Below are 23,892 nucleotides of genomic sequence, written 5' to 3' on the forward strand. Positions count from 1 at the left end.
GAAACGGCTAACGACGTCGGAACAATCCGCCCAGCATCACGCAGCCCAACGCGGCCACCACCAGCGCCACCCCGGCCCATTGCCAGGGCGTGACCGTTTCCCCGAGGATGCCCATGCCGGCCGCCAGCCCGACCACGGGCACACCCAGGCTGAAAGGCGCGACACGGTTGGCAGGGTGGCGCTTGAGCAGCCCGGTCCACAAGGCGTAAGCCGTGATGGTGGCGACCCAGCCCAGATAAGCCGCCGAGGCCCAACTGCGCCAGGGCGCATTGACCCATTCCCAGCGCGTGGCGGCCGGGTCGAAAACCAGGGTCATTAAGACAAAAGGAAGAATCGGCACCAGGCTGCTCCAGACCACAAAACCCAGGGCATCGAAGTCGCTGCTGGCTTGCTGGGCCTTGCGCGCCACGATGTTGGAGGCGGCCCACATGGCGGCCGAGCAGAGGTTGAGCACCAGCCCCCAGACCGTGGTGGCGGGCGCCGCGCCCGGTGCGGCGTAGTTCATGCCAAAACAGCACAGCCCCAGCGCCGCCAGCAGCAGCCCGAGTTGCAGCGGCCGGCTGGCGCGTTCACGCAGCAACACAAAACCAAACAGCGCGGTAAAAAACACCTGGGTCTGCATCAGCACCGAGGCCAGCGCCGCCGTCATGCCGACACGCAAGGCCGAAAACAGGAAGCCGAATTGCCCCACACCTTGCGCCAGGCCATACAGCAGCACCCACTTCCAGTGCAGCCGCGGTGCTTTCACGATGAAGACCAGCGGCAAGATGGCAAACACATAACGCACGGCGCCGAGCTGGAAGGGCGTGAAGTCCTGCAGCGCGAACTTCATCGCGACAAAATTCGAGCCCCAGATCACCACCACCGCGAGGGCGGCGGCATAGTCACGGGTACTGAAACGGGCCGGTGTTTGTGTCACTGCGCAGCGGGCGCGACGCCGGAAAGTCGCTGGTGCGTCGCGGATCGGGCTGCAGAGAACGGGGCGGTAGCGGGCATGGATGTCCTTGTTTGCTATCTATTTGATAGCTTCTAGCGCATATGGGTCAAGGGCTGGAGCCCTATTTTTCTTAAGAATGGGCGCCTCAAATGCCAGGCTGGGTCGCGCGGGCCGCATCCAGATGCGCCTTGACCCGTTGCGCCAGCGCAATGTCGCCGGGTGTTTCGGGCAACCAGGTCTGCACCGGAATGGTCTGCCCATCCGGCTCCACCGCCACAAACACCACCAGGCATTCGGTGATCACCGCCATCTGGCCGGTTTTCATGTCGCCGGCGCGCACCTCGACCGCGATGTTCATGCTGGTGCGGCCGGTGTAAGCCAGCCGCGCTTCAACTTCCACCAGGTCACCAATCATGATGGGGCGCTGAAAACGGATGCTGCCCACGGACACCGTGACGCAATAACGTTTGGCCCAACGGGTGGCGCAGGCGTAACCGGCCTCGTCTATCCATTTCATGACGGTGCCGCCATGCACCTTGCCGCCAAAGTTGACGGTGCTGGGTTCGGCCAGAAAACGCAGGGTGATGGAGGACATGAAAAGCCTTGCTAGCTTGTTGTGAGCGTGGAGGGTGTGCCTGGAGAATTATCCGGCAAGCGGGTTCAGGTGCGCGCCGGTTTTTCTTCCTTGGTCACCAGCCAGATGCCCCAGCAGACCAGCAGCAGCGCTGCGGCGTTTTTCCATTCTAAAAAACGCTCGTCCAGGAACAGCGCCGACAGCAAGGTGCCAAACACCGGGATCATGAAGTTGAACACGGTGATCATGCTGACCTTGTTGTACTTGAGCAAAATCGTCCACAGCGAAAAAGCCGCGGACGACAGCAGCACCAGGTAAACCATCAAGGCGATGGATTCGAGTGTGAAGCCGGTCAGCGAACCGCCGGTGGCAAAACCAATCAGCAGCAAGGCCAGGCCGCCTATGGCCAGTTGCCAGCCGGTCAGCACCACCGAGTCCACATGTTGCGACACTTTTTTGCCGTAGATGCTGGCGGCCGACAACACAAAAGCCGCGATCACGACGAAACCTTCGCCTAGCAAGCTGAAGTCAAAGCTCAAGAGCCCATCGCTGAAGTTGACCACCATCACGCCGACAAAACCGACCACACAGCCCAAGACCTTGTTGAAACTGAGCCTGTCGTTTTTGTAGATGTAGTGGGCCAGCAGCACGCTGAAAAAAGTGCCGGTGGCGTTCATGATGGAGCTTTTCACGCCGGTGGCATAGGCCAGGCCGATGTAGAAAAACACATATTGCACGCTGGTCTGGGTCAGGCCCAGCAGCGTGATCTGGCCGAAGGTGCGCCCGCTGAGCCGGAACACCGGCCGCTGGCTCAGGGCCGCAAACACCAGCAGCAGCAGGCCGGCAAAAACAAAACGCCAGCCCGCAAACACCAGCTTGGACGGAATGTCGTTGGCGGCAATGTGAAACAAGGCATAGCCGTTTTTGATCGCCGGGTAGGCGCTGCCCCACAGCAGGCAACACAGCGAAGCCAGAAGAAAAACCACCTTGCGGTGGGTGAAAAACGAAGAGCTGCGCACAAGCCATCCTGTGAAAAACGATGCGCCTGACGCGCGAGTGAAAAAGAAAATGCCCTGCCGCAGCTCAGAGCAGGCGGGCCAGGTAACGCCCGGTGTGGCTGGCCGGGTTGGCCGCAATGTCTTCCGGCGTGCCCACCCCCACCACCGTGCCGCCGCCATCGCCGCCTTCCGGGCCCATGTCGATCAGCCAGTCGGCGGTTTTGATCACGTCCAGGTTGTGTTCGATCACCACAATCGTGTTGCCGGCATCGCGCAACTGGTGCAAGACCTTGAGCAGCAGAGCGATGTCGGCAAAATGCAGGCCGGTGGTCGGCTCGTCCAGGATGTACAAGGTGCGGCCGGTGTCGCGTTTGGAGAGTTCCAGCGCGAGTTTGACCCTTTGCGCCTCGCCGCCCGAGAGTGTGGTCGCCGCCTGACCGAGCTTGATGTAACTCAGGCCCACATCGAGCAAGGTATGTAACTTGCGCGAAATGGTCGGCACGGCCTTGAAAAACTCGGCCGCCACCTCAACCGTCAGGTCCAGGATCTGCGCGATGTTTTTGCCCTTGTACTGCACCTCCAGCGTCTCGCGGTTGTAACGCATGCCTTTGCAAATATCGCAGGGCACATAGACGTCGGGCAAAAAGTGCATTTCCACCTTGACCACGCCGTCGCCCTGGCAAGCTTCGCAGCGGCCACCGGCCACGTTGAAGGAAAAACGCCCGGGGCCGTAGCCGCGTTCACGCGCGCTGTTCATCTCGGCCATCAACTCACGAATCGGTGTGAACAAGCCGGTGTAGGTGGCCGGGTTGCTGCGCGGTGTGCGGCCAATCGGCGACTGGTCCACGTTGATGACCTTGTCGAAATGTTCTATGCCTTCAATCGCTTCATGCGGCGCCGGTTCTTCATGCGCGCGGTACAGGGTGCGCGCCACGGCTGCATACAAGGTGTCGTTGACCAGGGTCGACTTGCCCGAGCCCGACACGCCGGTGACACAAGTCAGCAAGCCCACGGGAAACTCGACACTGACGTTTTTCAGGCTGTGGCCACTGGCATTGACGACGCGGATAGCCTGCATGTCGCCTTGCGTGAGCAAATGCGCGGCTTCGCGTGCGGCGCGTTTCACGCCGGCTGCGCTGGGCGCAAATTTGGACGGTTTGGCCGGGTCGCGAAAAGGGGCTTGCACCACCGTCGGCAGCCAGGGCGTGCGCTGGCTGGGCACGGCAATTTTCAGGGTCTGCGCCAGGTATTGGCCGGTCAGCGAATTCGGGTTGTCCCGCACGTCTTCAAACGTGCCTTGCGCCATCACACGCCCGCCATGCACGCCGGCGCCTGGGCCCATATCTATCACATGGTCGGCGGCACGGATCATGTCTTCGTCGTGTTCAACCACCAGCACGCTGTTGCCGATGTCGCGCAAATGTTTGAGCGTGCTGATCAGCCTGTCGTTGTCGCGCTGGTGCAGGCCGATGCTGGGTTCGTCCAGCACATACATCACGCCGGTCAGGCCGGAGCCGATTTGTGAGGCCAGACGGATGCGCTGCGACTCGCCGCCCGAGAGTGTCTCGGCGCTGCGGTCCAGGCTCAGGTAGTTCAGGCCCACGTCGTTGAGGAACTTCAGGCGCAGGCCGACCTCGCGCACCACCTTGCCGGCAATTTCGGCCTTGGCGCCTTCCATGACCAGGGTGTCGAAGTAGTCGAAACTTTCGCGCAGGGTGGCGCTGCTGATTTCGAAAATCGCCTTGCGGCTGGTGGGCCCGCCGACGGCCTCGGGTGCACTCACCAGGTAGACATGGCGGGCTTCGCTGCGCAGGCGTGTGCCCCGGCAGTCCGGGCAGGGTTGCACGCTGCGGTAACGCGAGAGTTCTTCACGTACCACGGCCGAGTCGGTTTCGCGGTAACGCCGCTCGAAGTTGGTGATCACGCCTTCAAACACATGTTTTTTGCTGACTTTTTTGCCGGCGCTGGCGCCCGAATCCATCACATAACTGAACTTGATTTCTTCCTCGCCCGAGCCATGCAAGACCACCTGGCGCACGTCCTCGGACAGGTTTTCAAACGCCGTGTCGATGTCGAACTTGTAATGTTTGGCCAGGCTTTCCAGCATGGCGAAGTAATAACCGTTGCGTCGGTCCCAGCCTTTGACCGCGCCGCTGGCCAGGCTTAGCGATGGAAAAGCCACGACCCGTGCCGGATCGAAAAAGTCGCGGTGGCCCAAACCGTCGCAGCTCGGGCAGGCGCCCACCGGCGAGTTGAAGGAAAACAGGCGCGGCTCCATCTCGCTGAGCGAGTAGCTGCAGATGGGGCAGGAAAACTTGGCGCTGAACAGATGTTCCTTGCCCGAGTCCATTTCCATGGCCAGCGCTTTGCCGTCGGCCAGGCGTAACGCGGCTTCAAAACTTTCGGCCAGGCGTTGCTGCATGTCGGGCCGCACCTTGAGGCGGTCTATCACCACGTCGATATTGTGTTTTTCGGCTTTTTTGAGTTTGGGCAGTTCGTCAAACTCATAAGCCTGGCCATCAACGCGAAAACGCACATAACCCTGGGCCTGCATCTCGGCAAACAGCTCGACAAACTCGCCCTTGCGCTCGCGCGCCACCGGCGCCAGGATCATGAGTTTGGTGTCTTCCGGCAAGGCCAGCACATGGTCCACCATCTCGCTGACCGTTTGCGCCTGCAGCGGCAGATCATGTTCGGGGCAATAGGGCGTGCCGGCGCGCGCAAACAGCAGGCGCAGGTAATCGTGGATTTCGGTGACCGTGCCCACGGTGGAGCGCGGGTTGTGGCTGGTGGCTTTTTGCTCGATGGAAATCGCCGGCGACAGGCCCTCGATCAGGTCCACGTCGGGCTTGTCCATCAGCTGCAAAAACTGGCGTGCGTAAGTGGACAGGCTTTCCACATACCGGCGCTGGCCCTCGGCGTACAAGGTGTCAAACGCCAGGCTGGATTTGCCCGAGCCGCTCAGGCCGGTGATCACCACCAGCTGGTTGCGCGGGATGTCCAGGTCTATGTTTTTGAGGTTGTGCGTGCGCGCCCCGCGGATGCTGATGCGCTGCGCCGCCAAGGCCTGGGCCAGGTAGCGGCTCTGATCGGGTTCGGTCACAGTCCGGCCGTCTGCGGCTGCGGGAGCGAGGTATTGGCCGTCGGTAGAAGAGTTCACTGTGTTGGGGCGCCGCAAAACCCACCATCATAGACGGATGTGCGTTTTTTGGCAGGTCAGTCGCCGGTGGCCTTGCCATGGGGTTTGGGGCCGGCCGGCTGGCTGTCAAAGCCCCAAGGCCAATTCAAAGACAATAGACGTTTTGCCCGCTGGCGCCCGCCGCGTACACCTAACCAGCTCCATCCCTTGACCGTGCCTGCCGCTCCCTCCGCCCCGCCTTCCTTTCCCATGACTGCCACCGAGCGGCGCGCCAGCGTGTCGCTGGCCTCGATTTTTGCGCTGCGCATGCTCGGCTTGTTTCTTGTGCTGCCGGTGTTTGCGCTGGAAGCGGCACGTTACCCGGGAGGTGACGACCCGGCGCGTGTGGGCTTGGCGATGGGGATTTACGGCCTGACGCAGGCCTTGTTACAAATTCCTTTCGGCCTCGCCTCGGACTGGCTGGGCCGCAAAAAGGTGATTGTGGCGGGCCTGGGCCTGTTTGCGATGGGCAGTTTTGTCGCCGCCTGGGCGCCCGACCTGAACTGGCTGGTGGTGGGCCGCTCCTTGCAGGGCGCGGGTGCCATCTCGGCGGCCGTGACCGCGCTGCTGGCCGACACCACCCGCGACGAGGTACGCACCAAGGCCATGGCGCTGATAGGCGCCAGCATCGGCCTGATGTTTGCGCTGTCGCTGGTGCTGGCCCCGGTGCTGGCCGCACATATCGGCCTGGCCGGCCTGTTTGTGCTGACCGGCGGCCTGGCGCTGGTCGGTATGGCCGTGGTGATCTGGTGGGCGCCGCCCGAGCCACTCCAAGCCGTCAACCGGCCGCGCGGCAGCTTGCGCGAAGTCCTGAGCCATGTGGCTTTGTTGCGCTTGAATTTCGGCGTGTTTGTCTTACACGCGGTCCAGCTGGCCATGTGGATGGCGGTGCCGGCGTTGCTGGTGCAGGCCGGACTGGACAAAAACAACCATTGGCAGGTATACCTGCCGGCGGTGCTGGCCTCGTTTCTGGTCATGGGGCTGACACTGTTCCCGCTGGAAAAACGCGGCTACCTGCGCGCCGTGTTCCTGGCCGCCGTGGGGCTGATTGCGCTGGTGCAACTGGGCCTGATGGGCGCGGCCGCGCAAGGCACGCCCAGCCTGGCTTGGCTGGGGGTTTTGTTGTTCCTGTTTTTCTGCGGTTTTAATGTGCTCGAAGCCAGCCAGCCCAGCCTGGCCTCCCGCGTGGCGCCGGCCCATTCGCGCGGCGCGGCGCTGGGTGTTTACAACACCTTGCAGTCGCTGGGTTTTTTTGCAGGGGGCGCTTTGGGCGGCTGGCTGGCCAAAACCGCCGGCGCGCAAGCGCTGTTTGCCGGCTGCACTGTATTGACCTTGTTGTGGCTGCTGGTCGCCTGGCCGATGCGGGCGCCGGGCCGGCATGCGGTGGCGCTGGCTTCCAGCCCGGCTGGTGCGGGAACGGCCCAGCCAGTTAAACTGTGAAGATTAGGAGTACATGCCATGGCATCCGTCAATAAAGTCATTCTCGTCGGCAATCTCGGCCGCGACCCCGAAGTTCGTTACCTGCCCAGCGGCGACGCTGTGGCCAATATCGCCATTGCCACCAGCAGCAAATACAAAAACAAGGCCGGTGAAATGGTCGAAGAGACCGAATGGCACCGCGTCAGCTTTTTTGGACGGCAGGCCGAAATCGTTGGTGAGTACCTGAAAAAAGGCCGTTCTGTCTATATCGAAGGGCGCCTGAAAACCCGCAAATACACCGACAAAGACGGTGTTGAAAAATACGCGACCGACATCGTCGCCAGCGAAATGCAGATGCTGGGCGGCCGCGAAGGCATGGGTGGCCCCGGTGGAGAGGGCGGCAGCGAGGGCGGCGAACCCCGCCAGTACGCGCCGCGTCCGCCAGCCGCCGCCCCACGTGCGCCCGCCGCTGCGCCGCGCCCGCCCGCACAGCCCAAAGCCGCCAGCGGCTTTGACGACATGGACGACGACATTCCGTTCTGATTCTTTCACGCAACGCTTTTGTTCACTGCTGTCCCTGTTTGCAGGCGCGGGCGGTCTCAGCGGCGTTTTGTTGACTAGTATCCAAGCTTGCCAACCTAGGGAGTCCGTGGCCATGCGCCTGAATAACAACAAAAATACAGCGCGGGCGCCCCGCTTGCGAACCTGGCTGGGCTCGGCCTTGCTGGCGGCCGGCGGCCTGGCTTGGGCGCCGGCACAGGCCAACACCGACCCCCTCAGTGACCTGCTCAGCACGCCCGGTAGCGCCGGTTTGGGGCTGGTCGTGCGTGCCGAGCAGTCGCCCTATGTGGGCGGCGGCACGCGTTACGACCTGTTGCCGCTTTACCTCTACGAAGGTGACCGCCTGTTTCTGCACGCCAGCCGTGTTGGCGTGAAACTGTTCAAGGACGAGACACATCGTGTGGATTTGTTCCTTGACCAGCGTTTCGAGGGTTTGACCAAAGACCAGATGCCGACCAGCCTGGCCGGCATGGCCGAGCGCGGCGCCGGCCTGGATGCCGGCGTGTCTTACCGCTACCGCCAGCCCTGGGGGACGGTGCAGGCGGAGTTTTTGCATGACGCTGGCGGTTTTTCCAAGGGCAACGAGGCACGTCTGTCCTACGCCTACGACTGGCGTTCCGGCCGCTTGGCCTTGCGCCCCAGCCTGACGGTGTCGGCGCGTGACGCCAAACTAAATAACTACTACTACGGCGTGCGGCCCGGCGAAGCCACTTCCGCGCGGCCGGCCTACGAGCCGGGCAGCGGCATCAACACCAGCGTGGGCCTGTATGCCACTTACGAGGTGAGTGAGCGCTGGCGTCTGCTGGGTGGCGTGAGTTGGACCGCACTGGACAGCAAGATCAAAACCAGTCCCATCGTGCAGAGAGGGACGCAGACCGTGCTGTTTTTGGGCGCCGCCTACGATTTCGGCAGCCCCCAGCGGACCTGGGCCGGAGAAAGCTCGCCGACCTATCTGAAGGTCTTGTACGGCAAATCGACGGAAGACGGCTGCCACCTGGTCAAGATCGTGACCCTGCGTTGTGCCTCGACGGCCAAGGTCAATTCAACCCAGATCGCTGGTGTGCAGATCGGCAAACCTTTCATCGAAAAGCTCAACGGCTGGCCGGTGGATATTGTGGGTTACGTCGGTCTGCTGCAGCACGATGACCGCGGGTTGGCGACCAACGGCCTGCAACTGGATGCTTTCATGAAAGCCTATTATTCCGGCTTCCCCTGGAATGACCGGGTCAAGACCCGGCTCGGCCTGGGGGTGGGCTTGTCGCTGGCACAACGCGTGCCTTACAGCGAGGCCAGCAGCCAGGCGGAACGCAACCGCTCGACTTCGCGGCTGCTGAACTACCTGGACCCGAGCATTGACTTCAGCGTGGGCGACCTGCTGGGCAGCCGCCGCCTGAAAGACACCTACCTCGGCTTTGGCGTGTCGCACCGCTCCGGCATTTTTGGCGCCTCGCGTCTGCTGGGCAATGTCAACGGCGGCTCCAACTACATCTACACCTACCTGGAAACGGTGCTTTAGGGCCGAAGGCGGGTCGCAGTTGCTATTTAATTGATAGCTGTTTGCGCCCGCCGGTCAAGGGATAGAAGCCGATTTGGCTTAAGAAAAGGCCAAAAAACCGGGTTTAGAGCAGGTTCTGCACATTGCTGGCGGTAATCACGCCGCCGCCCAGGCAAACCTCGCCCTGGTACAACACGGCCGACTGGCCCGGCGTCACGGCCCATTGCGGCTGCTCAAACGACAACTCGGCCTGGGTCGCGGAGGACGCGACCAGGGTGCAAGCGGCATCGGCCTGGCGGTAACGGGTTTTGGCGGCCATCGCTCCCTCGGCGGGCGGTGTGCCGGCGACCCAGCTGCAATCCTGCGCCTGCAGCACCGTTGACAACAACCAGGGGTGGTCGTGGCCTTGTACCACCCACAAGGTGTTGCTGGCCATGTCCTTGCGCGCCACAAACCAGGGCTCGTGTTCGCCCACGCCGCGCTGGCCCAGGGCCTGCACCGCCTTGAGTTCGGCGCCGCGCGCTTTCACGCCGCCTATGCCCAGGCCCTGGCGCTGGCCCAGGGTGTAAAAGCTCAGGCCCACATGTTCGCCCAGCACCCGGCCCTTGTCGTTTTTGATGGGTCCCGGCGCCTTGGCGATGTAGCGGTTCAGGAAATCGCGAAACGGCCGCTCACCGATAAAACAGATGCCGGTCGAGTCTTTTTTCTTGGCGTTGGGCAAGCCGATTTCGTCGGCGATACGTCGCACCTCGGTCTTGTGCAACTCACCGACCGGGAACAGGGTTTTGGACAGCTGGGCCTGGTTCAGGCGGTGCAGAAAATAACTTTGGTCCTTGGCCGGGTCCAGGCCCTTGAGCAACTCATGCAGGCCGGTGGCCTCGTTGTGGCGCACACGGGCATAGTGGCCGGTGGCGATTTTTTCGGCGCCCAGGCGCATCGCGTGGTCCAGAAAAGCCTTGAACTTGATCTCGGCGTTGCACAGGATGTCGGGGTTGGGGGTGCGGCCGGCCTGGTATTCGCGCAAAAACTCGGCAAACACCCGGTCCTTGTAATCGGCGGCGAAGTTGACATGTTCGATCTCGATGCCGATCACGTCGGCCACGGCGGCGGCGTCGACAAAGTCGATGTTGGACGAGCAGAACTCGCTGTCATCGTCATCTTCCCAGTTTTTCATGAAGATACCGATGACCTCGTGGCCCTGCTGTTTGAGCAGATGCGCCGTCACCGCCGAGTCCACACCGCCACTTAAACCGACCACAATGCGTTGTTTTTGCATCGCAGGATTTTAGGCGGGCGGCCTGAACCGGGACGTTTCAGGGTTTTGTATCGTAAACGCTGGGGTCGGTGGTGACGAGGTCCAGCGGGTAACGTTTGCCGGCCAGGTAGTCTTCCATGCAGGTCAGCAGCAGCGGGCTGCGGTGTATGTGCGCACAAGCCCGGATCTCTTCGGGGCTGAGCCACAAGGCGCGCACAATGCCGTCGTCCAGGGCTTGGCCGATCACCTCGTCGCCCAGGGTGCCGCAAAAGGCAAAGCGCAAATAGGTGACGTCCAGCGGGATGTCCTGGCCGGGCACCGGCCGCTCGAAACGCGACATATAAATGCCGGTCAGCGCATCGGGCCTGAAGTGAAACGCGGTTTCTTCCAGCGTTTCCCGCACGCAGGCCTGGGCCGGGCTTTCGCCCGGGTCCAGGTGGCCCGCCGGGTTGTTCAGGCGCAGGCCGTCTTGCGTGTGTTCTTCCACCAGCAGAAATTTGCCCTCCCGCTCGATAATCGCCGCGACCGTGACGTTGGGTTTCCATCGTGTGTTCATCGCTTCATTATCAGCGGCGGCGGGCTCGTACCGGCCTGGTTACCGGGTGGCAAAAAAGATACGAAACTTCATGTAAGCTTGCCGACAGCTTTAATTCCACCCAGAACGACAGACACGCAACGAGGAGACACGCATGCGAATAGGGGTACCGGCCGAAATCACGGCGGGGGAAACACGCGTCGCCGTCACGCCAGAGACGGTTAAAAAACTCAAAGGCCAGGGTCATACCGTCAGCATCCAGTCGGGTGCCGGCGTCGCCGCCAGCGTGCCGGACCAGGCCTATGTCGCCGCCGGTGCCGAGATCACCGATGCCGCCGGTGCCTACGCTGCCGACATCGTGCTCAAGGTGCGTTGCCCGCTGGACAGCGAAATCGGCCTGGCCAAGGCCGGCACCGTGATGGTCGGCATGCTCAACCCCTTTGATGCGACCGGCCTGCAACGTCTGGCCGCTGCCCAACTGACCGCGTTTGCGCTGGAAGCCGCGCCGCGTACCAGCCGCGCGCAAAGCATGGACGTCTTGTCCTCGCAGGCCAACATCGCCGGCTACAAGGCCGTGATGATGGCGGCTGAAAAATACCAGCGTTTTTTCCCGATGTTGATGACCGCCGCCGGCACCGTCAAGGCCGCCCGCGTGGTGATACTGGGCGTGGGTGTGGCCGGCTTGCAAGCCATTGCCACGGCCAAACGCCTGGGCGCCGTGATTGAAGCCAGTGACGTGCGACCCAGCGTCAAGGAACAGGTCGAGTCGCTGGGCGGCAAGTTCATCGACGTGCCTTACGAGACCGACGAAGAGCGCGAAGCCGCGGTCGGTGTCGGTGGTTACGCCAAACCCATGCCACCTAGCTGGCTGGAACGGCAAAAAGCCGAGGTTGCCAAACGCGTGGCCCAGGCCGATGTGGTGATCACCACCGCCTTGATCCCGGGCCGCGCCGCTCCCGTGCTGGTGACCGAAGACATGGTCAAGGCCATGAAGCCCGGTAGCGTGATTGTCGATTTGGCCGCGCCGCAAGGCGGCAACTGCCCGCTGACCGAGCCCGGAAAAACTGTGATCAAACACGGCGTCACCCTGATCGGTGAGACCAATCTGCCGGCGCTGGTGGCGGCCGACGCCAGCGCGCTGTATGCGCGCAACCTGCTGGACTTCCTCAAGCTGATCATCAACAAGGACGGTGCGCTCAACATCGACCTCGAAGACGACATCGTGGCGGCCTGCCTGATGACGCAGGGCGGCGACGTCAAGCGCAAGTAAGCTTTCGCGAAGTTCAAAGAAATCAACCATTTCAGGGGCTGGCGGCCACGCCAGCCCACCAGGAGAAGACCATGGATGCCGTGTCACCCACCATCATCAACCTCATCATCTTTGTGCTGGCCATCTACGTGGGTTACCACGTGGTGTGGACCGTCACGCCCGCCCTGCACACACCGCTGATGGCGGTGACCAACGCCATTTCGGCGATTGTGATTGTCGGCGCCATGCTGGCCGCCGCCTTGACGGTCACGCCGCTCGGCAAAACCATGGGCGTGCTGGCCGTGGCGTTGGCCGCGGTCAATGTGTTCGGTGGCTTTTTGGTCACGCGCCGCATGCTGGAGATGTTCCGCAAGAAAGAAAAGAAAGTCGTCGCCGCTGACGCAGGAGCCGCGAAATGAGCATGAATCTTGTCACGCTGCTGTATCTGGTGGCTTCCGTCTGTTTTATCCAGGCGCTCAAAGGCCTGTCACATCCCACCACTTCGATTCGCGGCAACCTGTTCGGCATGGTCGGCATGGCGATTGCCGTGCTCACCACCGGTGCGCTGATTGTTGAAACCGCCGGCGGCAAGGCCACCGGCATGGTGTATGTGCTGGCCGCGCTGGTGGTTGGTGGCGGCGCGGGCACCGTGATGGCCAAACGCGTCGAGATGACCAAGATGCCCGAGCTGGTGGCTTTCATGCACAGCATGATCGGCCTGGCCGCGGTGTTTATCGCCGTGGCGGCCATGGCCGAGCCCGACGCTTTTGGCATCGTGGCCCATGGCTTGTCGACGGTCGCGATTCCGGCCGGCAACCGGCTGGAGTTGTTCCTGGGGGCGGCGATTGGCGCCATCACCTTCAGCGGCTCGGTGATTGCTTTCGGCAAACTCAGCGGCAAATACAAGTTCCGCCTGTTCCAGGGCGCGCCCGTTACCTTCCCGGGCCAGCACATGCTGAACCTGGTGCTGGGTATTGCGACTTTGGTGCTGGGCCTGGTGTTTATGTTCACCGGCAACTGGACGGCTTTCTTCGCGATGCTGGCGCTGTCCTTTGTGCTGGGTGTGTTGATCATCATCCCCATCGGCGGTGCCGACATGCCGGTGGTGGTGTCCATGCTCAACAGCTATTCGGGCTGGGCGGCGGCCGGTATTGGTTTCTCTCTGAACAACGCCATGCTGATCGTTGCCGGTTCGCTGGTGGGTTCGTCCGGCGCGATCCTGTCTTACATCATGTGCAAGGCGATGAACCGCTCTTTCTTCAACGTGATTCTGGGCGGCTTCGGCGGCGAAGCCGGCACCGCTGTCGCCGGCTCGACCGAGCAGCGGCCGGTCAAGTCGGGCTCGGCCGACGATGCGGCCTACATCCTGAGCAATGCCGAAACCGTCATCATCGTGCCGGGTTACGGTCTGGCGGTGGCGCGTGCCCAACATGCCGTGAACGAGTTGGCCGAAAAACTCATTCACAAAGGTGTCAAGGTCAAATACGCGATTCACCCGGTGGCTGGTCGTATGCCCGGTCACATGAATGTGTTGCTGGCCGAAGCCGAAGTGCCTTACGACCAGGTCTTCGAAATGGAAGACATCAACGCCGAGTTCGGCCAGGCCGATGTGGCCATCATCCTGGGCGCCAACGACGTGGTGAATCCCGCCGCACATGTCAAAGGCAGCGCGATTTACGGCATGCCGATTCTGGAGGCCTACAAGGCCAAGACCGTGATCGTCAACAAACGGTCGATGGCCGCCGGTTATGCCGGCCTGGACAACGAACTGTTCTACATGGACAAAACCATGATGGTGTTTGGCGATGCCAAAAAAGTCATTGAAGACATGGGCAAGGCCATCGAATAATTGGCGTTGCTGGGCTGTCTTGCTGCCAAAAGACCGGAATTAGAGGGATTTCCCCTCTAATTTTCAGGTTTCCTAGGGAAAACGTAATAACCCCGCAGAGGGTGAAGCCATGAAAATCCGTGGCTGATATTCAATCGTAATCTGGAGAAGACAAGCATGACTGTATCCACCGCTGAGCGTCCCTGGCTGAAGGCCTATCCCCCGGGCGTGCCTGCCGACATCGACGCGTCCCAGTACCCGTCGCTGGTGGCGCTGATGGAAGAAAGCTTCCGCAAAAACGGCAGCAGCGTGGCTTACAGCTTCATGGGCAAGGACATCACCTTTGCACAGACCGACAGCCTGTCGCAGGCCTTCGCGGCTTATCTGCAGGGGCTGGGGCTGGTCAAGGGCGACCGCGTCGCCATCATGATGCCCAATGTGCCGCAATACCCGGTGACGGTGGCCGCCATCCTGCGTGCCGGTTTTGTGGTGGTCAATGTCAATCCGCTCTACACCCCGCGCGAACTGGAGCACCAGCTCAAGGACTCCGGCGCCAAGGCGATTGTCATCATCGAAAACTTCGCCAACACCTTGGAGCAGTGCATCGCCAACACGCCGGTCAAACATGTGGTGCTGACGGCCATGGGTGACCAGCTGGGCATGCTCAAGGGCGCCTTGGTCAACTACGTGGTGCGCAATGTCAAGAAAATGGTGCCGGCTTTCAATTTGCCCGGTGCCGTGCGTTTCAACGACGCGGTGGCCCAGGGCACACGCGGCACGCTCAAGCGCCCCGAACTCAAGCCCGACGACGTGGCGGTGCTGCAATACACAGGCGGCACCACCGGTGTCTCCAAAGGCGCGGTGTTGCTGCACCGCAATGTGATCGCCAATGTGTTGCAGTCCGAAGCCTGGAATATCCCGGCCATGGCCAGCATGACGCCGGGTGTGCAGCCCACCTATGTGTGCGCGCTGCCGCTGTACCATATCTTCGCCTTCACCGTGAACATGATGCTGGGCATGCGCACAGGCGGCAAAAACATCCTGATCCCGAATCCGCGCGATCTGCCGGCCGTGCTGAAGGAACTGGCCAAACACAAAATTCACAGCTTCCCGGCGGTCAACACCTTGTTCAACGGCCTGGCCAACCACCCGGATTTCAACACCGTGGATTGGTCGCACCTGAAGGTGTCGCTGGGCGGCGGCATGGCGGTACAAAGCGCGGTGGCCAAGCTGTGGCTGGAGAAAACCGGCTGCCCGATTTGCGAAGGTTATGGCCTGTCGGAAACCTCGCCTTCGGCCAGTTGCAACCCGACCAACAGCAAAGCCTTCACCGGCACCATTGGTGTGCCGATTCCCGGCACGTATTTCAAGCTGCTGGACGATGACGGCAACGAGGTCGCGCAAGGTCAGCCCGGCGAAATCGCCATCAAGGGCCCGCAGGTCATGGCCGGTTACTGGCAGCGCCCTGACGAAACCGCCAAGGTCATGACGCCGGACGGGTATTTCAAATCCGGCGACATCGGCATCGTCGATGAACGCGGTTTTTTCAAGATCGTGGACCGCAAGAAAGACATGATCCTGGTCAGTGGTTTCAACGTCTACCCGAACGAGGTCGAAGACGTGGTCTCCGGCATGGAAGGCGTGATGGAATGCGCGTGTGTCGGTGTGGTCGACGACAAGTCGGGCGAAGCCGTCAAACTGGTCATCGTCAAGAAAAACCCTGACCTGACCGAAGCCCAGGTGCGCGAGTTCTGCAAGGCCAACCTGACCGGCTACAAACAACCCAAGGTGGTGGAGTTCCGCACCGAACTGCCCAAAACCCCGGTTGGCAAAATCCTGCGCCGCGAGCTGCGCGACAAGAAATAAGGCCTGCGAACGCAGACTGGTTCAAGGCGGCTCAGGCCGCCTTTTTCTTTGGGTGGACGTCGTTGTACGGACCATTTCGGGCACACTGGCGGCCATGACTTTCACCGCCATTCTCAGCGCCCTGGCCGAAGAGCAGCAGGGTTTGCTCGAACTCCTGCAACAGCCGCAAAAAATCAATCACGCCGGACGCGATTTCTGGCAAGGCACCTTGCACGGCCAGCCCGTGGTGCTGGCCTTGTCGCGTATCGGCAAGGTCGCGGCGGCCACCACCGCCACCGCGCTGATTGAACGCTTCAAGGTGAGCCGCATTGTGTTCACCGGCGTGGCCGGTGGTTTGGGGGCCGGGGTACAGGTGGGTGACGTGGTGGTGGCCACCGAGTTTGTGCAGCACGACCTCGATGCCTCGCCGATTTTTCCGCGTTACGAAGTGCCGCTGTACGGCCAAAGCCGGTTTGCCTGTGATGCGGCGCTGACCGCCTTGTTGCTGGCGGCGGGCCGGGCGAGTTTGCAAAGCCTGGCGCTGTTGCCGGCGGTGGCCGTCCACCACGGCCTGATCGCCAGCGGCGACCGTTTTGTGTCCGGCGCGCAGGAGGCGCAGACCTTGCGTGAGTCCTTGCAAGGCCAGGGCCACGCGGTGCTGGCGGTGGAAATGGAAGGTGCCGCGGTGGCGCAAGTGTGTTTTGACTACGGCCTGCCTTTTGCCGCGGTGCGCACTATTTCAGACCGGGCGGATGACCAGGCGCATGTGGATTTCCCGGTGTTTGTGCGGGACGTGGCCAGTCTGTATGCGCAGGCCATGGTTAGGCACTTGCTGCAGTCGCTATAAAAACAATAGCTTCTTGCGCCCACCTCATAAGGGCTGGAGCCTTATTTTATTCATAAGTGCGGCCCCAGGCAAGTCGCGAACGCAGCGTGACTCCAAAGGCGCACGCGATGAAAGGCCCTTATTCCATTTCTAATTCGATGCGAGATTAGGCGCGCCTCCGCAGACAGTGCTACAGCACGGCAAGGGGGTGCAACGACATATCGTATTGAAGTAGAAGTGGAATTATTTCAACCAGCCGCGCTTTCTGAAATAAATCATAGGCACCACGGCGCTGGCCGCCATCAGGGCCAGGGCATAGGGGTAACCCAGCGACCAGTCGAGTTCGGGCATGAACTTGAAGTTCATGCCGTAGACGCTGGCAATCAGGGTGGGCGGCAACAAGGCGACGCTGGCCACCGAGAAGATCTTGATGATCTTGTTCTGGTTGATGTTGATGAAACCAACCGTGGCATCCATCAAGAAGTTGATCTTGTCGAACAGGAAAGCTGTGTGTGAATCCAGCGAGTCGATGTCGCGCAGGATCTGCCGCGCTTCTTCAAACTGTTCGGCGTTCAGCATCTTGCTGCGCATCATGAAGCTGACGGCGCGGCGCGTGTCCATCACGTTGCGGCGTATACGGCCGTTCAAGTCTTCGTGGCGGGCGATGGCGCCCAGCACTTCACCGGCCAGGGCGTCGGTCACGTCGCCGGACAAGACCTTGGTGCTGACTTTTTCGAGTTCGTCGTAAATGCCTTCCAGGGTGTCGGCCGAATATTCGGCATCGGCGTCGAACAGCTTGAGCAACACTTCCTTGGCGTCTTCCAGCAGGCCGGGCGCGCGGCGCGCACGCATGCGCAGCAGCCGGAACACCGGCACGTCTTCGTCGTGGATGGAAAACAGCACACCCTTGCTTTTGAGGTTGTCGTTGACCAGGTTCAGGATGAAGGCGACCCGCACGGTGCGGGGTTCGTCCTCGTCGGCAATCAGGAAGTCGGAGCGGATATGTAACTCGCCGTTGTCTTCTTCGTAGAAACGGGCGGACTCTTCAATGTCCTCGTCCATCGCGTCTTCGGGAATCGACAGGCCGTAATACTGCTTGATCCAGCGTTTTTCTTCCAGCGTGGGTGATTCCAGGTCGACCCAGATGGGCTGGAACTTGGAGAGCTCTTCCAGGGATTCGATTTCTTCCTGGAACAGACGCCCGTTGGCGAGCGTGAAAATATTGAGCATGACTGGCTCCCAATCGGTTTGGGGCGCCGGAACCGGGTGTTAACCGGGTGGGGCGGCGGGGGTTGCGGATGGTGGCATCGCTTTCAACCCCGGCAACATCAGTCTGCGGCGTTGAAAGCTAGCGACTGGGGCTGCTTTCCAAGGATTTCTCCATCATTAAGATGGCGTGATTATGGCACCAGCCCGGCTTAAAGCGCCTGTTCCCGGCCCTAAACCAGGCCAAAAAAGGCCAGCAATTCGCCCTTGCGCGCATAGGTATCGCGCTCCCCCAGCGCCATCAGCGCCTTGATAAATCCCGGCTCAAACAACAGGTAGCTGGCCAGGGCCGCGCCGCTCGGGCCGCTCCGCGATCCCAGGGCGCCCAGGCCGGCCATGGCGTTGTAGGTGGCGGCGGGCAGTTCGCTGGCATGGGCCTGGGCCAGTGCGTCCAGCGATTGCGACGGGGCGATCGCCAGCACGTCGACCGGCCGGTAAGGCATCAGGGCAGCCGTTTCGCGTGGCATCTGGCGCAGCGTGTGGGTCACGCGCTGGGCTTGTTCAACATCGGCTTGCAAGGTGTCCTGAAAAACGCTGGCCAGGGCGTGGCCGGCAATCGCGCCCAAGGTGGGCCGGGCCGCAACGGATGGGTTGCCATTGCTCGTCAGGCCGGCGCGTTCCGGCTGGCCGACGCCTATCACCAGGATTTTGTTGGCGCCCAGATGCAGCGCCGACGACAGCGGCGCGCTCTGGCGCATCGAGCCATCGCCAAAATACTCGCGGTGGCCATCGACCCACAACGGCGTGGCGGGGAAAAGAAAAGGAATAGCGCTGGAGGCCATCAGGTGTTCGATGGTGATGGGCTGGAACTCGGCGCGCCGGCCCGGCCGGTCCCACAAACCGCCGCTGTCACCACTTGCGGTTTGGCAAAACGTCCAATGCACACCGCTGGAATAACTCGACGCCGTCACGGCCAGCGCCAGCAGGGTGTTGTCCTGCAGGGCCTGGTCGATGTTGGGCAGGGAGATCACGCGGTGCAAGGTGTTCACCAGCGGCGTGTTGTTCAAAAAAGCCTGCTGTTTGCGCACATGTTGCGACAAGAACAGGGCGGCGGCAATCCGGCTGGAACGTATCCAGCCCGGCACCTTGAGCTGGTAGACCTGCGCCGAACGCAGCGTGGTCCAGAACTCGGCCAGTTGTTCAAACGCGGCCAGGCCTTCACCGGCCCGGCTGGCCAGGTAGCTGGCATTCAGCGCGCCGGCCGAGGTGCCGGCCAGGATCTTGAACGGGAAGGGCTGGGCGCTGTCGCCCTGCAGGCTCAGGATGCGGGCCAGCGCTTGTAAGACGCCGGCCTGGTAGGCGGTGCGTGCGCCGCCACCCATCAGCACCAGCGCGTTCAAGCCTGGGGCAGACATAAAAAGAACTTGGCCTGAGGGAGGTTCATGCGCTGCCCGGGTAGACGTGAGGAAACCGGTCCTGATTCTAGGACCGCAGGGGGTATGGGCCGCGGGACGAGCGCCACTGCCCTGCCAAAGCTTGAGCAAAACAGCAGGCCTTTCGCTGCGGCCTTGGAGTTACTGCAAGCTGCCTTGGGCTGTCGGCTGTTTGTCGGTGACTGCAAAAACACCTTACAAATCAACAACGCTTGCGGCCTGGCCGGCCGCGGTTTTTGGGACTTGCCAGTTCATCAGAAACGGCCGTCAAGCGCCCTTTCAGACCGTTGCATTTTTGTTGCGGCACAGGATTGTTTTTGCCAGGGTTCGGGCGCATAGTGAAAGCAAGAGAGTTGTCCGTCCGCCGCCTTGCACCCTTGCCAAAGCGGTGTTTTTAACCCCCACTCCAGCCATGGAAAAGGAGTCTCTTTATGAATTTGACGATCAGCGGCCACCATCTTGAAGTTACCCCCGCCCTGCGCGGCTATGTGACCAGCAAGCTGGATCGAATTACCAGGCATTTTGATCAGGTAGTAGATGTAAAAGTCCTTTTGACAGTGGACAACATGACGGAGAAAGATAGACGACAGAAAGCGGAGTGCAACGTACGCGTCAAGGGACGTGATCTGTTTGCCGAGAGTTCGCATGCTGATTTGTATGCTGCGGTCGATGAGTTGACCGACAAACTGGACCGTCAGGTCGGGCGTTACAAAACCAAAACCCAGGATCACCACCACGAGACCGTCAAACGGCTGGCGTGATGGGCGGGCGGGATGGTTTTCCCGCCAAAAAATTGAAGCAACATCTGAAAGCCGCCCGGTCAACGAGGCGGCTTTTTTGTGCCCGTGATGCCCCCCTGTTTGCGAAAGTGCATAATTCGGCGACTAAAAGATTGTTATGAACCGTCTTTCGCAAATATTGCCCCCTACCCAAGTGCTGGTGAGTGTTGAAGCCACCAGCAAAAAACGCGCTTTTGAAGAAGCCGGCCTGCTGTTTGAAAATCAGCACGGCTTGAACCGTGCGTTGATCACCGACAGCCTGTTCGCGCGTGAGCGCCTCGGCTCGACCGGTCTGGGCCATGGCGTGGCCATTCCCCATGGCCGTATCAAGGGCCTGAAGGCGCCCATGGCGGCGCTGTTCCAGTTGCGGACCCCGATCGGGTTTGATGCGCCTGACGAGCAGGCGGTGGCTTTGCTGATTTTTCTGCTGGTGCCCGAGGCGGCGACCCAGAAGCACCTGGAAATCCTGTCCGAAATCGCCGAATTGCTCAGCGACAGTGCGCTGCGCGAGCAACTCAAGGCCAGCACCGATGCCGCGGCGCTGCACCAGCTGATCGCCTCCTGGCAGTCCAGCCACGCCGTCAGCCCCTGAACACATGAGCCCGGTTTTTTCGCGGACTAAGCGGGCATGAAGCCTACCGTTGTCAGTGCCGATGTGCTGTTCGAGGATCACCGCGCCGCCCTGAAGTGGGAATGGATTGCCGGCCTGGGCGCTTCGGAGCGACGTTTTGACGAAGTAGCGGTGCGCGCCGCCCGCTCCGGCGCCGACTTGGTGGGTTACCTCAATTACATCCATCCCTATCGCGTGCAGATACTGGGAGAGCGCGAGGTCGCCTACCTGACCAGCGCCAGCCCCGAGGACTGCGCGCGCCGGATTGCGCGCATCGTCACCCTAGAGCCACCGGTGCTGATCATTGCCGACGGCCAGGTCGCGCCCGATACCCTGCTGTCGATGTGTGAACGCGCCCAGATCCCGATGTTTGCGACCAAGGAGTCGGCCGCCTTTGTGATCGACGTGTTGCGGGCCTATTTGTCCAAACATTTTGCCGACCGCACCTCCATGCACGGCGTGTTCATGGACATTCTGGGTGTGGGCCTGATGATTACCGGCGAGTCTGGCCTGGGCAAAAGCGAGCTGGGCCTGGAGTTGATTTCGCGCGGCCACGGCCTGGTGGCCGACGATGCGGTGGATTTGTACCGCATCAACCAGACCACCATCGAGGGCCGCTGCCCGGAACTGCTGCAAAACCTGCTGGAAGTGCGCGGCATCGGCCTGCTCGACATCAAGGCGATATTTGGCGAAACCGCGGTGCGGCGCAAGATGCGGCTCAAACTCATCGTGCACCTGGTACGGCGCGAAACGCTGGAGCGCGAGTACGAACGAATTCCCTATGAGCCGCTGACCCAGGACGTGCTGGGCATTCCGGTGCGCAAGGTGGTGATCCAGGTGGTGGCCGGGCGCAATATCGCGGTGCTGGTCGAGGCGGCGGTGCGCAATGTCATCCTGCAGCTGCGCGGCATAGACACCTACCAGGAGTTTGTCGACCGGCATCGCCAGGCGATGGAGCGGGGCGGCTAGAAACTGGCCCCCACGCTCGCTCACTTCGTGTAGCGCGCTGCCCCACTGGGGGGCTGGCCTTGTTTGGGACGGCCCAGCGCTGCGGCCGGTGGCCCCGTACTCGCTATCGAGTTGATAGCTGCTTGCGACCGTCCATCAAGGGCTAGGGCCCTATTTCCCTTAAGGTTTTGCTAGAAAGCTGGCCGTCAGGCCGTTTTATCCATGGTGCCGCGGCGAGGTCGGCCGGTTCGGGCACTTGTCCTTGGTGCAGTTGGCGTACATCGACAGCGAGTGGTCGGCAATCGCAAAACCCTTGGCCTTGGCGACCGCGTGTTGGCGTTTTTCAATTTCCGCGTCGTAAAACTCTTCGACCTTGCCGCAATCCAGGCACACCAGGTGGTCGTGGTGCTGGCCTTCGTTGATTTCGTAAACGGCTTTGCCGGACTCGAAATTGCTGCGGTTGAGCAGGCCAGCCTGCTCGAACTGGGTCAACACCCGGTAAACCGTGGCCAGGCCGATGTCGGAGCGGTCTTCCAGCAAGACCCGGAAGACGTCTTCGGCCGTCATGTGCCGCTGTTTGCCGGCCTGGAAAATTTCGAGGATTTTCAGGCGCGGCAGCGTCGCTTTCAATCCGGTGTTTTTGAGTTCGTCGATGTTGCTCATGGACATATCCTGAGAAAAGAGGGCATAAAAAAGGGTCGCAAGGCGGGGGCGTCAAAGCCGGCCCGCAGGACAGTGGGGGTGCTCGGGCAGGGCGGCACCCTGCCGCTACAATGATTGATCATATCGCTACACCCTATCCCATGTCTGCAAAATACCGTTACGGCATCCAAACCGCTCTCACCGTTCTGGCATGCGCCGGGTTGGCCGCCTGCGGCAGCATGAAAAGCATGAGCAGCGGCTTGAGCGAAAGCAAGGTCAATCCCGTCAACTGGATCACGCCTTACAAGATCGATGTGGTCCAGGGCAACTTTGTCTCCAAGGAGCAGGTGGAGATGCTTCAGCCCGGCATGGCCAGGGCGCAGGTGCGCGAGGCGTTGGGCACGCCCTTGCTGACCAGCGTGTTCCACGCCGATCGCTGGGACTATGTGTTCACCTTCAAGCGCCAGGGCGCCGAGCCGCAGTCGCTCAAACTCACGGTGTTTTTCAAGAACGACGTGCTGGAGCGTTTTGAGGGCGACACCATGCCCAGCGAGATTGAATTTGTCTCCAAGCTAGACACCCGCCGCAAACTCGGCAAGGTGCCGGTGCTGGAGTTGACGGACGAACAACTCAAGGCCGTCGAAAAGAAACCCGCGACCAGCAGCACGGCCGCCCCGGTGACAGAGCCTGCGCCTCTGGCGCCGGCCACCAGCTACCCACCGCTGGAAAGCGCGTCCAAGTGAGCGCGGCCAACACTGCCGGCGGTGCAGCCCGCCTTCGTATTGCCGTGGCCGGCGCCAGTGGTCGGATGGGCCAGATGCTGGTCGAGGCCGTGCGCGGCAGCGACGACTGCCAGTTGACCGGTGCCCTGGATGTGGCCAGCAGCCCGGGCCTGGGCTCCGACGCAACGGCTTTCCTGGGCCATGCCAGCGGCATCGCCATCACGTCCGACCTGACGGCCGGCTTGAGCGGCTCGCAAGTGCTGATCGACTTCACGCGGCCCGAAGGCACGCTGGCGCACCTGGCCAAATGCCGCGAACTCGGCATCAAGCTGGTGATTGGCACCACGGGATTTTCCGACGCCCAAAAAGCCGAGATCGCCGCGGCCGCCAAAGACATCGCCATCGTCATGGCGCCCAACATGAGTGTGGGTGTCAACGTCACGCTCAAGCTGCTGGAAATGGCGGCCAAAGCCATGGCCACCGGCTACGACATTGAAATCATCGAAGCCCACCACCGCCACAAGGTGGATGCACCTTCGGGCACCGCGCTCAAGATGGGTGAAGTGATTGCCGACGCGCTGGGTCGTGACCTGAAAGACTGCGCGGTTTATGCCCGCGAAGGTGTGACCGGCGAGCGTGATCCGTCCTCCATTGGTTTTGCCGCCGTGCGCGGCGGCGACGTGGTGGGCGACCACACCGTGATGTTCCTGGGTACCGGCGAGCGCATCGAGATCAGCCACAAGTCGTCCAGCCGGGCAGGTTATACGCAAGGCAGTTTGCGTGCAGCGCGTTTTCTCGCAGGCCAGCGCACCGGCCTGTTCGACATGTTTGATGTGCTGAATCTGAAGTGAC

General features: G+C 61.6%; 22 protein-coding genes. 13 read left to right on the forward strand and 9 right to left on the reverse strand.

Annotated features, from left to right (window positions below; genetic code table 11):
• Positions 1-7: 7 nt before the first annotated feature.
• The 4 genes from R6254_RS02435 to uvrA all read right to left on the reverse strand — a co-directional run bounded on the left by R6254_RS02435 (position 8) and on the right by uvrA (position 5,612).
• Entirely contained in the window at positions 8-919 is a 912-nt protein-coding gene (locus R6254_RS02435) for an EamA family transporter (RefSeq protein WP_318404121.1), read from the reverse strand.
• A gap of 163 nt (positions 920-1,082) precedes the next feature.
• A complete protein-coding gene (locus R6254_RS02440) occupies positions 1,083-1,532 on the reverse strand; it encodes an acyl-CoA thioesterase (RefSeq protein WP_318404122.1) in 450 nt (149 codons plus the stop codon).
• Between the two features lie 65 nt (positions 1,533-1,597).
• A complete protein-coding gene (locus R6254_RS02445; RefSeq protein WP_318404124.1) occupies positions 1,598-2,530 on the reverse strand; it encodes a DMT family transporter in 933 nt (310 codons plus the stop codon).
• Between the two features lie 64 nt (positions 2,531-2,594).
• Entirely contained in the window at positions 2,595-5,612 is a 3,018-nt protein-coding gene (gene uvrA, locus R6254_RS02450; RefSeq protein ID WP_318404350.1) for an excinuclease ABC subunit UvrA, read from the reverse strand.
• A gap of 285 nt (positions 5,613-5,897) precedes the next feature.
• On the opposite strand from uvrA, the gene R6254_RS02455 reads away from it, so the two are divergent.
• From R6254_RS02455 to R6254_RS02465, 3 genes are all read left to right on the forward strand, one after another.
• Positions 5,898-7,127, forward strand: coding sequence for an MFS transporter (locus R6254_RS02455; protein ID WP_318404126.1), 1,230 nt, complete (start codon positions 5,898-5,900; stop codon positions 7,125-7,127).
• An 18-nt stretch (positions 7,128-7,145) separates the two neighbouring features.
• Positions 7,146-7,649: a single-stranded DNA-binding protein gene (ssb, locus tag R6254_RS02460; RefSeq protein WP_318404127.1), complete on the forward strand. Its 504-nt coding sequence runs from the start codon at positions 7,146-7,148 to the stop codon at positions 7,647-7,649.
• A 154-nt stretch (positions 7,650-7,803) separates the two neighbouring features.
• Positions 7,804-9,183 (forward strand): MipA/OmpV family protein, encoded by a 1,380-nt coding sequence (locus R6254_RS02465; RefSeq protein ID WP_318404128.1) that lies wholly within the window; start codon positions 7,804-7,806, stop codon positions 9,181-9,183.
• Positions 9,184-9,286: 103 nt separating this feature from the next.
• Here the strand turns inward: R6254_RS02465 and mnmA are convergent, their stop codons facing one another.
• Together mnmA and R6254_RS02475 are read right to left on the reverse strand one after the other, a co-directional pair.
• Positions 9,287-10,438 (reverse strand): tRNA 2-thiouridine(34) synthase MnmA, encoded by a 1,152-nt coding sequence (gene mnmA / locus R6254_RS02470; protein WP_318404130.1) that lies wholly within the window; start codon positions 10,436-10,438, stop codon positions 9,287-9,289.
• A 37-nt stretch (positions 10,439-10,475) separates the two neighbouring features.
• Positions 10,476-10,973 (reverse strand): NUDIX hydrolase, encoded by a 498-nt coding sequence (locus R6254_RS02475; RefSeq protein ID WP_318404132.1) that lies wholly within the window; start codon positions 10,971-10,973, stop codon positions 10,476-10,478.
• Between the two features lie 133 nt (positions 10,974-11,106).
• Here R6254_RS02475 and R6254_RS02480 point away from each other — a divergent pair, with 133 nt between their 5' ends.
• The 5 genes from R6254_RS02480 (at position 11,107) to R6254_RS02500 (ending at position 16,721) form a co-directional block, all read left to right on the forward strand.
• Entirely contained in the window at positions 11,107-12,222 is a 1,116-nt protein-coding gene (locus R6254_RS02480) for a Re/Si-specific NAD(P)(+) transhydrogenase subunit alpha (RefSeq protein ID WP_318404134.1), read from the forward strand.
• Positions 12,223-12,293: 71 nt separating this feature from the next.
• Positions 12,294-12,620, forward strand: a complete 327-nt coding sequence (locus tag R6254_RS02485; RefSeq protein WP_318404136.1) for an NAD(P) transhydrogenase subunit alpha part 2 — start codon at positions 12,294-12,296, stop codon at positions 12,618-12,620.
• Positions 12,617-14,050 (forward strand): NAD(P)(+) transhydrogenase (Re/Si-specific) subunit beta, encoded by a 1,434-nt coding sequence (locus R6254_RS02490; RefSeq protein ID WP_318404138.1) that lies wholly within the window; start codon positions 12,617-12,619, stop codon positions 14,048-14,050. Before R6254_RS02485 ends, R6254_RS02490 begins: the two co-directional genes overlap by 4 nt.
• A gap of 156 nt (positions 14,051-14,206) precedes the next feature.
• Positions 14,207-15,895 (forward strand): long-chain-fatty-acid--CoA ligase, encoded by a 1,689-nt coding sequence (locus tag R6254_RS02495; protein ID WP_318404140.1) that lies wholly within the window; start codon positions 14,207-14,209, stop codon positions 15,893-15,895.
• A gap of 94 nt (positions 15,896-15,989) precedes the next feature.
• A complete protein-coding gene (locus R6254_RS02500; RefSeq protein ID WP_318404141.1) occupies positions 15,990-16,721 on the forward strand; it encodes a 5'-methylthioadenosine/adenosylhomocysteine nucleosidase in 732 nt (243 codons plus the stop codon).
• 222 nt (positions 16,722-16,943) lie between these two features.
• Here R6254_RS02500 and corA read toward each other — a convergent pair whose 3' ends face one another.
• The gene (gene corA / locus R6254_RS02505) at positions 16,944-17,930 is read right to left on the reverse strand and encodes a magnesium/cobalt transporter CorA (RefSeq protein WP_318404142.1); all 987 of its coding nucleotides are present in this window, start codon (positions 17,928-17,930) and stop codon (positions 16,944-16,946) included.
• A 209-nt stretch (positions 17,931-18,139) separates the two neighbouring features.
• Positions 18,140-19,321: a patatin-like phospholipase family protein gene (locus tag R6254_RS02510; protein WP_318404143.1), complete on the reverse strand. Its 1,182-nt coding sequence runs from the start codon at positions 19,319-19,321 to the stop codon at positions 18,140-18,142.
• A gap of 449 nt (positions 19,322-19,770) precedes the next feature.
• On the opposite strand from R6254_RS02510, the gene hpf reads away from it, so the two are divergent.
• From hpf to hprK, 3 genes are all read left to right on the forward strand, one after another.
• Complete coding sequence (gene hpf, locus R6254_RS02515) at positions 19,771-20,100, forward strand: ribosome hibernation-promoting factor, HPF/YfiA family (protein WP_318404144.1); 330 nt, start codon at positions 19,771-19,773, stop codon at positions 20,098-20,100.
• A gap of 136 nt (positions 20,101-20,236) precedes the next feature.
• Entirely contained in the window at positions 20,237-20,710 is a 474-nt protein-coding gene (gene ptsN, locus R6254_RS02520; protein ID WP_318404145.1) for a PTS IIA-like nitrogen regulatory protein PtsN, read from the forward strand.
• Positions 20,711-20,746: 36 nt separating this feature from the next.
• A complete protein-coding gene (hprK, locus tag R6254_RS02525; RefSeq protein WP_318404146.1) occupies positions 20,747-21,697 on the forward strand; it encodes an HPr(Ser) kinase/phosphatase in 951 nt (316 codons plus the stop codon).
• 195 nt (positions 21,698-21,892) lie between these two features.
• Here the strand turns inward: hprK and fur are convergent, their stop codons facing one another.
• Entirely contained in the window at positions 21,893-22,339 is a 447-nt protein-coding gene (fur, locus tag R6254_RS02530) for a ferric iron uptake transcriptional regulator (RefSeq protein WP_318404148.1), read from the reverse strand.
• A gap of 140 nt (positions 22,340-22,479) precedes the next feature.
• Here fur and R6254_RS02535 point away from each other — a divergent pair, with 140 nt between their 5' ends.
• Entirely contained in the window at positions 22,480-23,061 is a 582-nt protein-coding gene (locus R6254_RS02535; protein ID WP_318404150.1) for an outer membrane protein assembly factor BamE, read from the forward strand.
• The gene (dapB, locus tag R6254_RS02540) at positions 23,058-23,891 is read left to right on the forward strand and encodes a 4-hydroxy-tetrahydrodipicolinate reductase (RefSeq protein WP_318404152.1); all 834 of its coding nucleotides are present in this window, start codon (positions 23,058-23,060) and stop codon (positions 23,889-23,891) included. The genes R6254_RS02535 and dapB overlap by 4 nt, the downstream gene beginning before the upstream one ends.
• The last annotated feature ends 1 nt before the right edge of the window (position 23,892 follow it).

The sequence above is a fragment of the Polaromonas potterensis genome, from assembly GCF_033446725.1.
In the GTDB taxonomy this organism is placed as follows: domain Bacteria; phylum Pseudomonadota; class Gammaproteobacteria; order Burkholderiales; family Burkholderiaceae_C; genus Polaromonas.

Excerpts from the sequence above, each read along its gene's own strand:
- R6254_RS02490 (WP_318404138.1), top strand. The coding sequence starts at position 12,617 with ATGAGCATGAATCTTGTCACGCTGCTGTATCTGGTGGCTTCCGTCTGT.
- hpf (WP_318404144.1), top strand. The coding sequence starts at position 19,771 with ATGAATTTGACGATCAGCGGCCACCATCTTGAAGTTACCCCCGCCCTG.
- R6254_RS02455 (WP_318404126.1), top strand. The coding sequence starts at position 5,898 with ATGACTGCCACCGAGCGGCGCGCCAGCGTGTCGCTGGCCTCGATTTTT.
- R6254_RS02485 (WP_318404136.1), top strand. The coding sequence starts at position 12,294 with ATGGATGCCGTGTCACCCACCATCATCAACCTCATCATCTTTGTGCTG.
- R6254_RS02500 (WP_318404141.1), top strand. The coding sequence starts at position 15,990 with ATGACTTTCACCGCCATTCTCAGCGCCCTGGCCGAAGAGCAGCAGGGT.
- mnmA (WP_318404130.1), bottom strand. The coding sequence starts at position 10,438 with ATGCAAAAACAACGCATTGTGGTCGGTTTAAGTGGCGGTGTGGACTCG.
- R6254_RS02535 (WP_318404150.1), top strand. The coding sequence starts at position 22,480 with ATGTCTGCAAAATACCGTTACGGCATCCAAACCGCTCTCACCGTTCTG.
- R6254_RS02495 (WP_318404140.1), top strand. The coding sequence starts at position 14,207 with ATGACTGTATCCACCGCTGAGCGTCCCTGGCTGAAGGCCTATCCCCCG.
- R6254_RS02475 (WP_318404132.1), bottom strand. The coding sequence starts at position 10,973 with ATGAACACACGATGGAAACCCAACGTCACGGTCGCGGCGATTATCGAG.
- hprK (WP_318404146.1), top strand. The coding sequence starts at position 20,747 with ATGAAGCCTACCGTTGTCAGTGCCGATGTGCTGTTCGAGGATCACCGC.
- corA (WP_318404142.1), bottom strand. The coding sequence starts at position 17,930 with ATGCTCAATATTTTCACGCTCGCCAACGGGCGTCTGTTCCAGGAAGAA.
- ptsN (WP_318404145.1), top strand. The coding sequence starts at position 20,237 with ATGAACCGTCTTTCGCAAATATTGCCCCCTACCCAAGTGCTGGTGAGT.
- fur (WP_318404148.1), bottom strand. The coding sequence starts at position 22,339 with ATGAGCAACATCGACGAACTCAAAAACACCGGATTGAAAGCGACGCTG.
- R6254_RS02440 (WP_318404122.1), bottom strand. The coding sequence starts at position 1,532 with ATGTCCTCCATCACCCTGCGTTTTCTGGCCGAACCCAGCACCGTCAAC.
- R6254_RS02480 (WP_318404134.1), top strand. The coding sequence starts at position 11,107 with ATGCGAATAGGGGTACCGGCCGAAATCACGGCGGGGGAAACACGCGTC.
- ssb (WP_318404127.1), top strand. The coding sequence starts at position 7,146 with ATGGCATCCGTCAATAAAGTCATTCTCGTCGGCAATCTCGGCCGCGAC.
- R6254_RS02510 (WP_318404143.1), bottom strand. The coding sequence starts at position 19,321 with ATGTCTGCCCCAGGCTTGAACGCGCTGGTGCTGATGGGTGGCGGCGCA.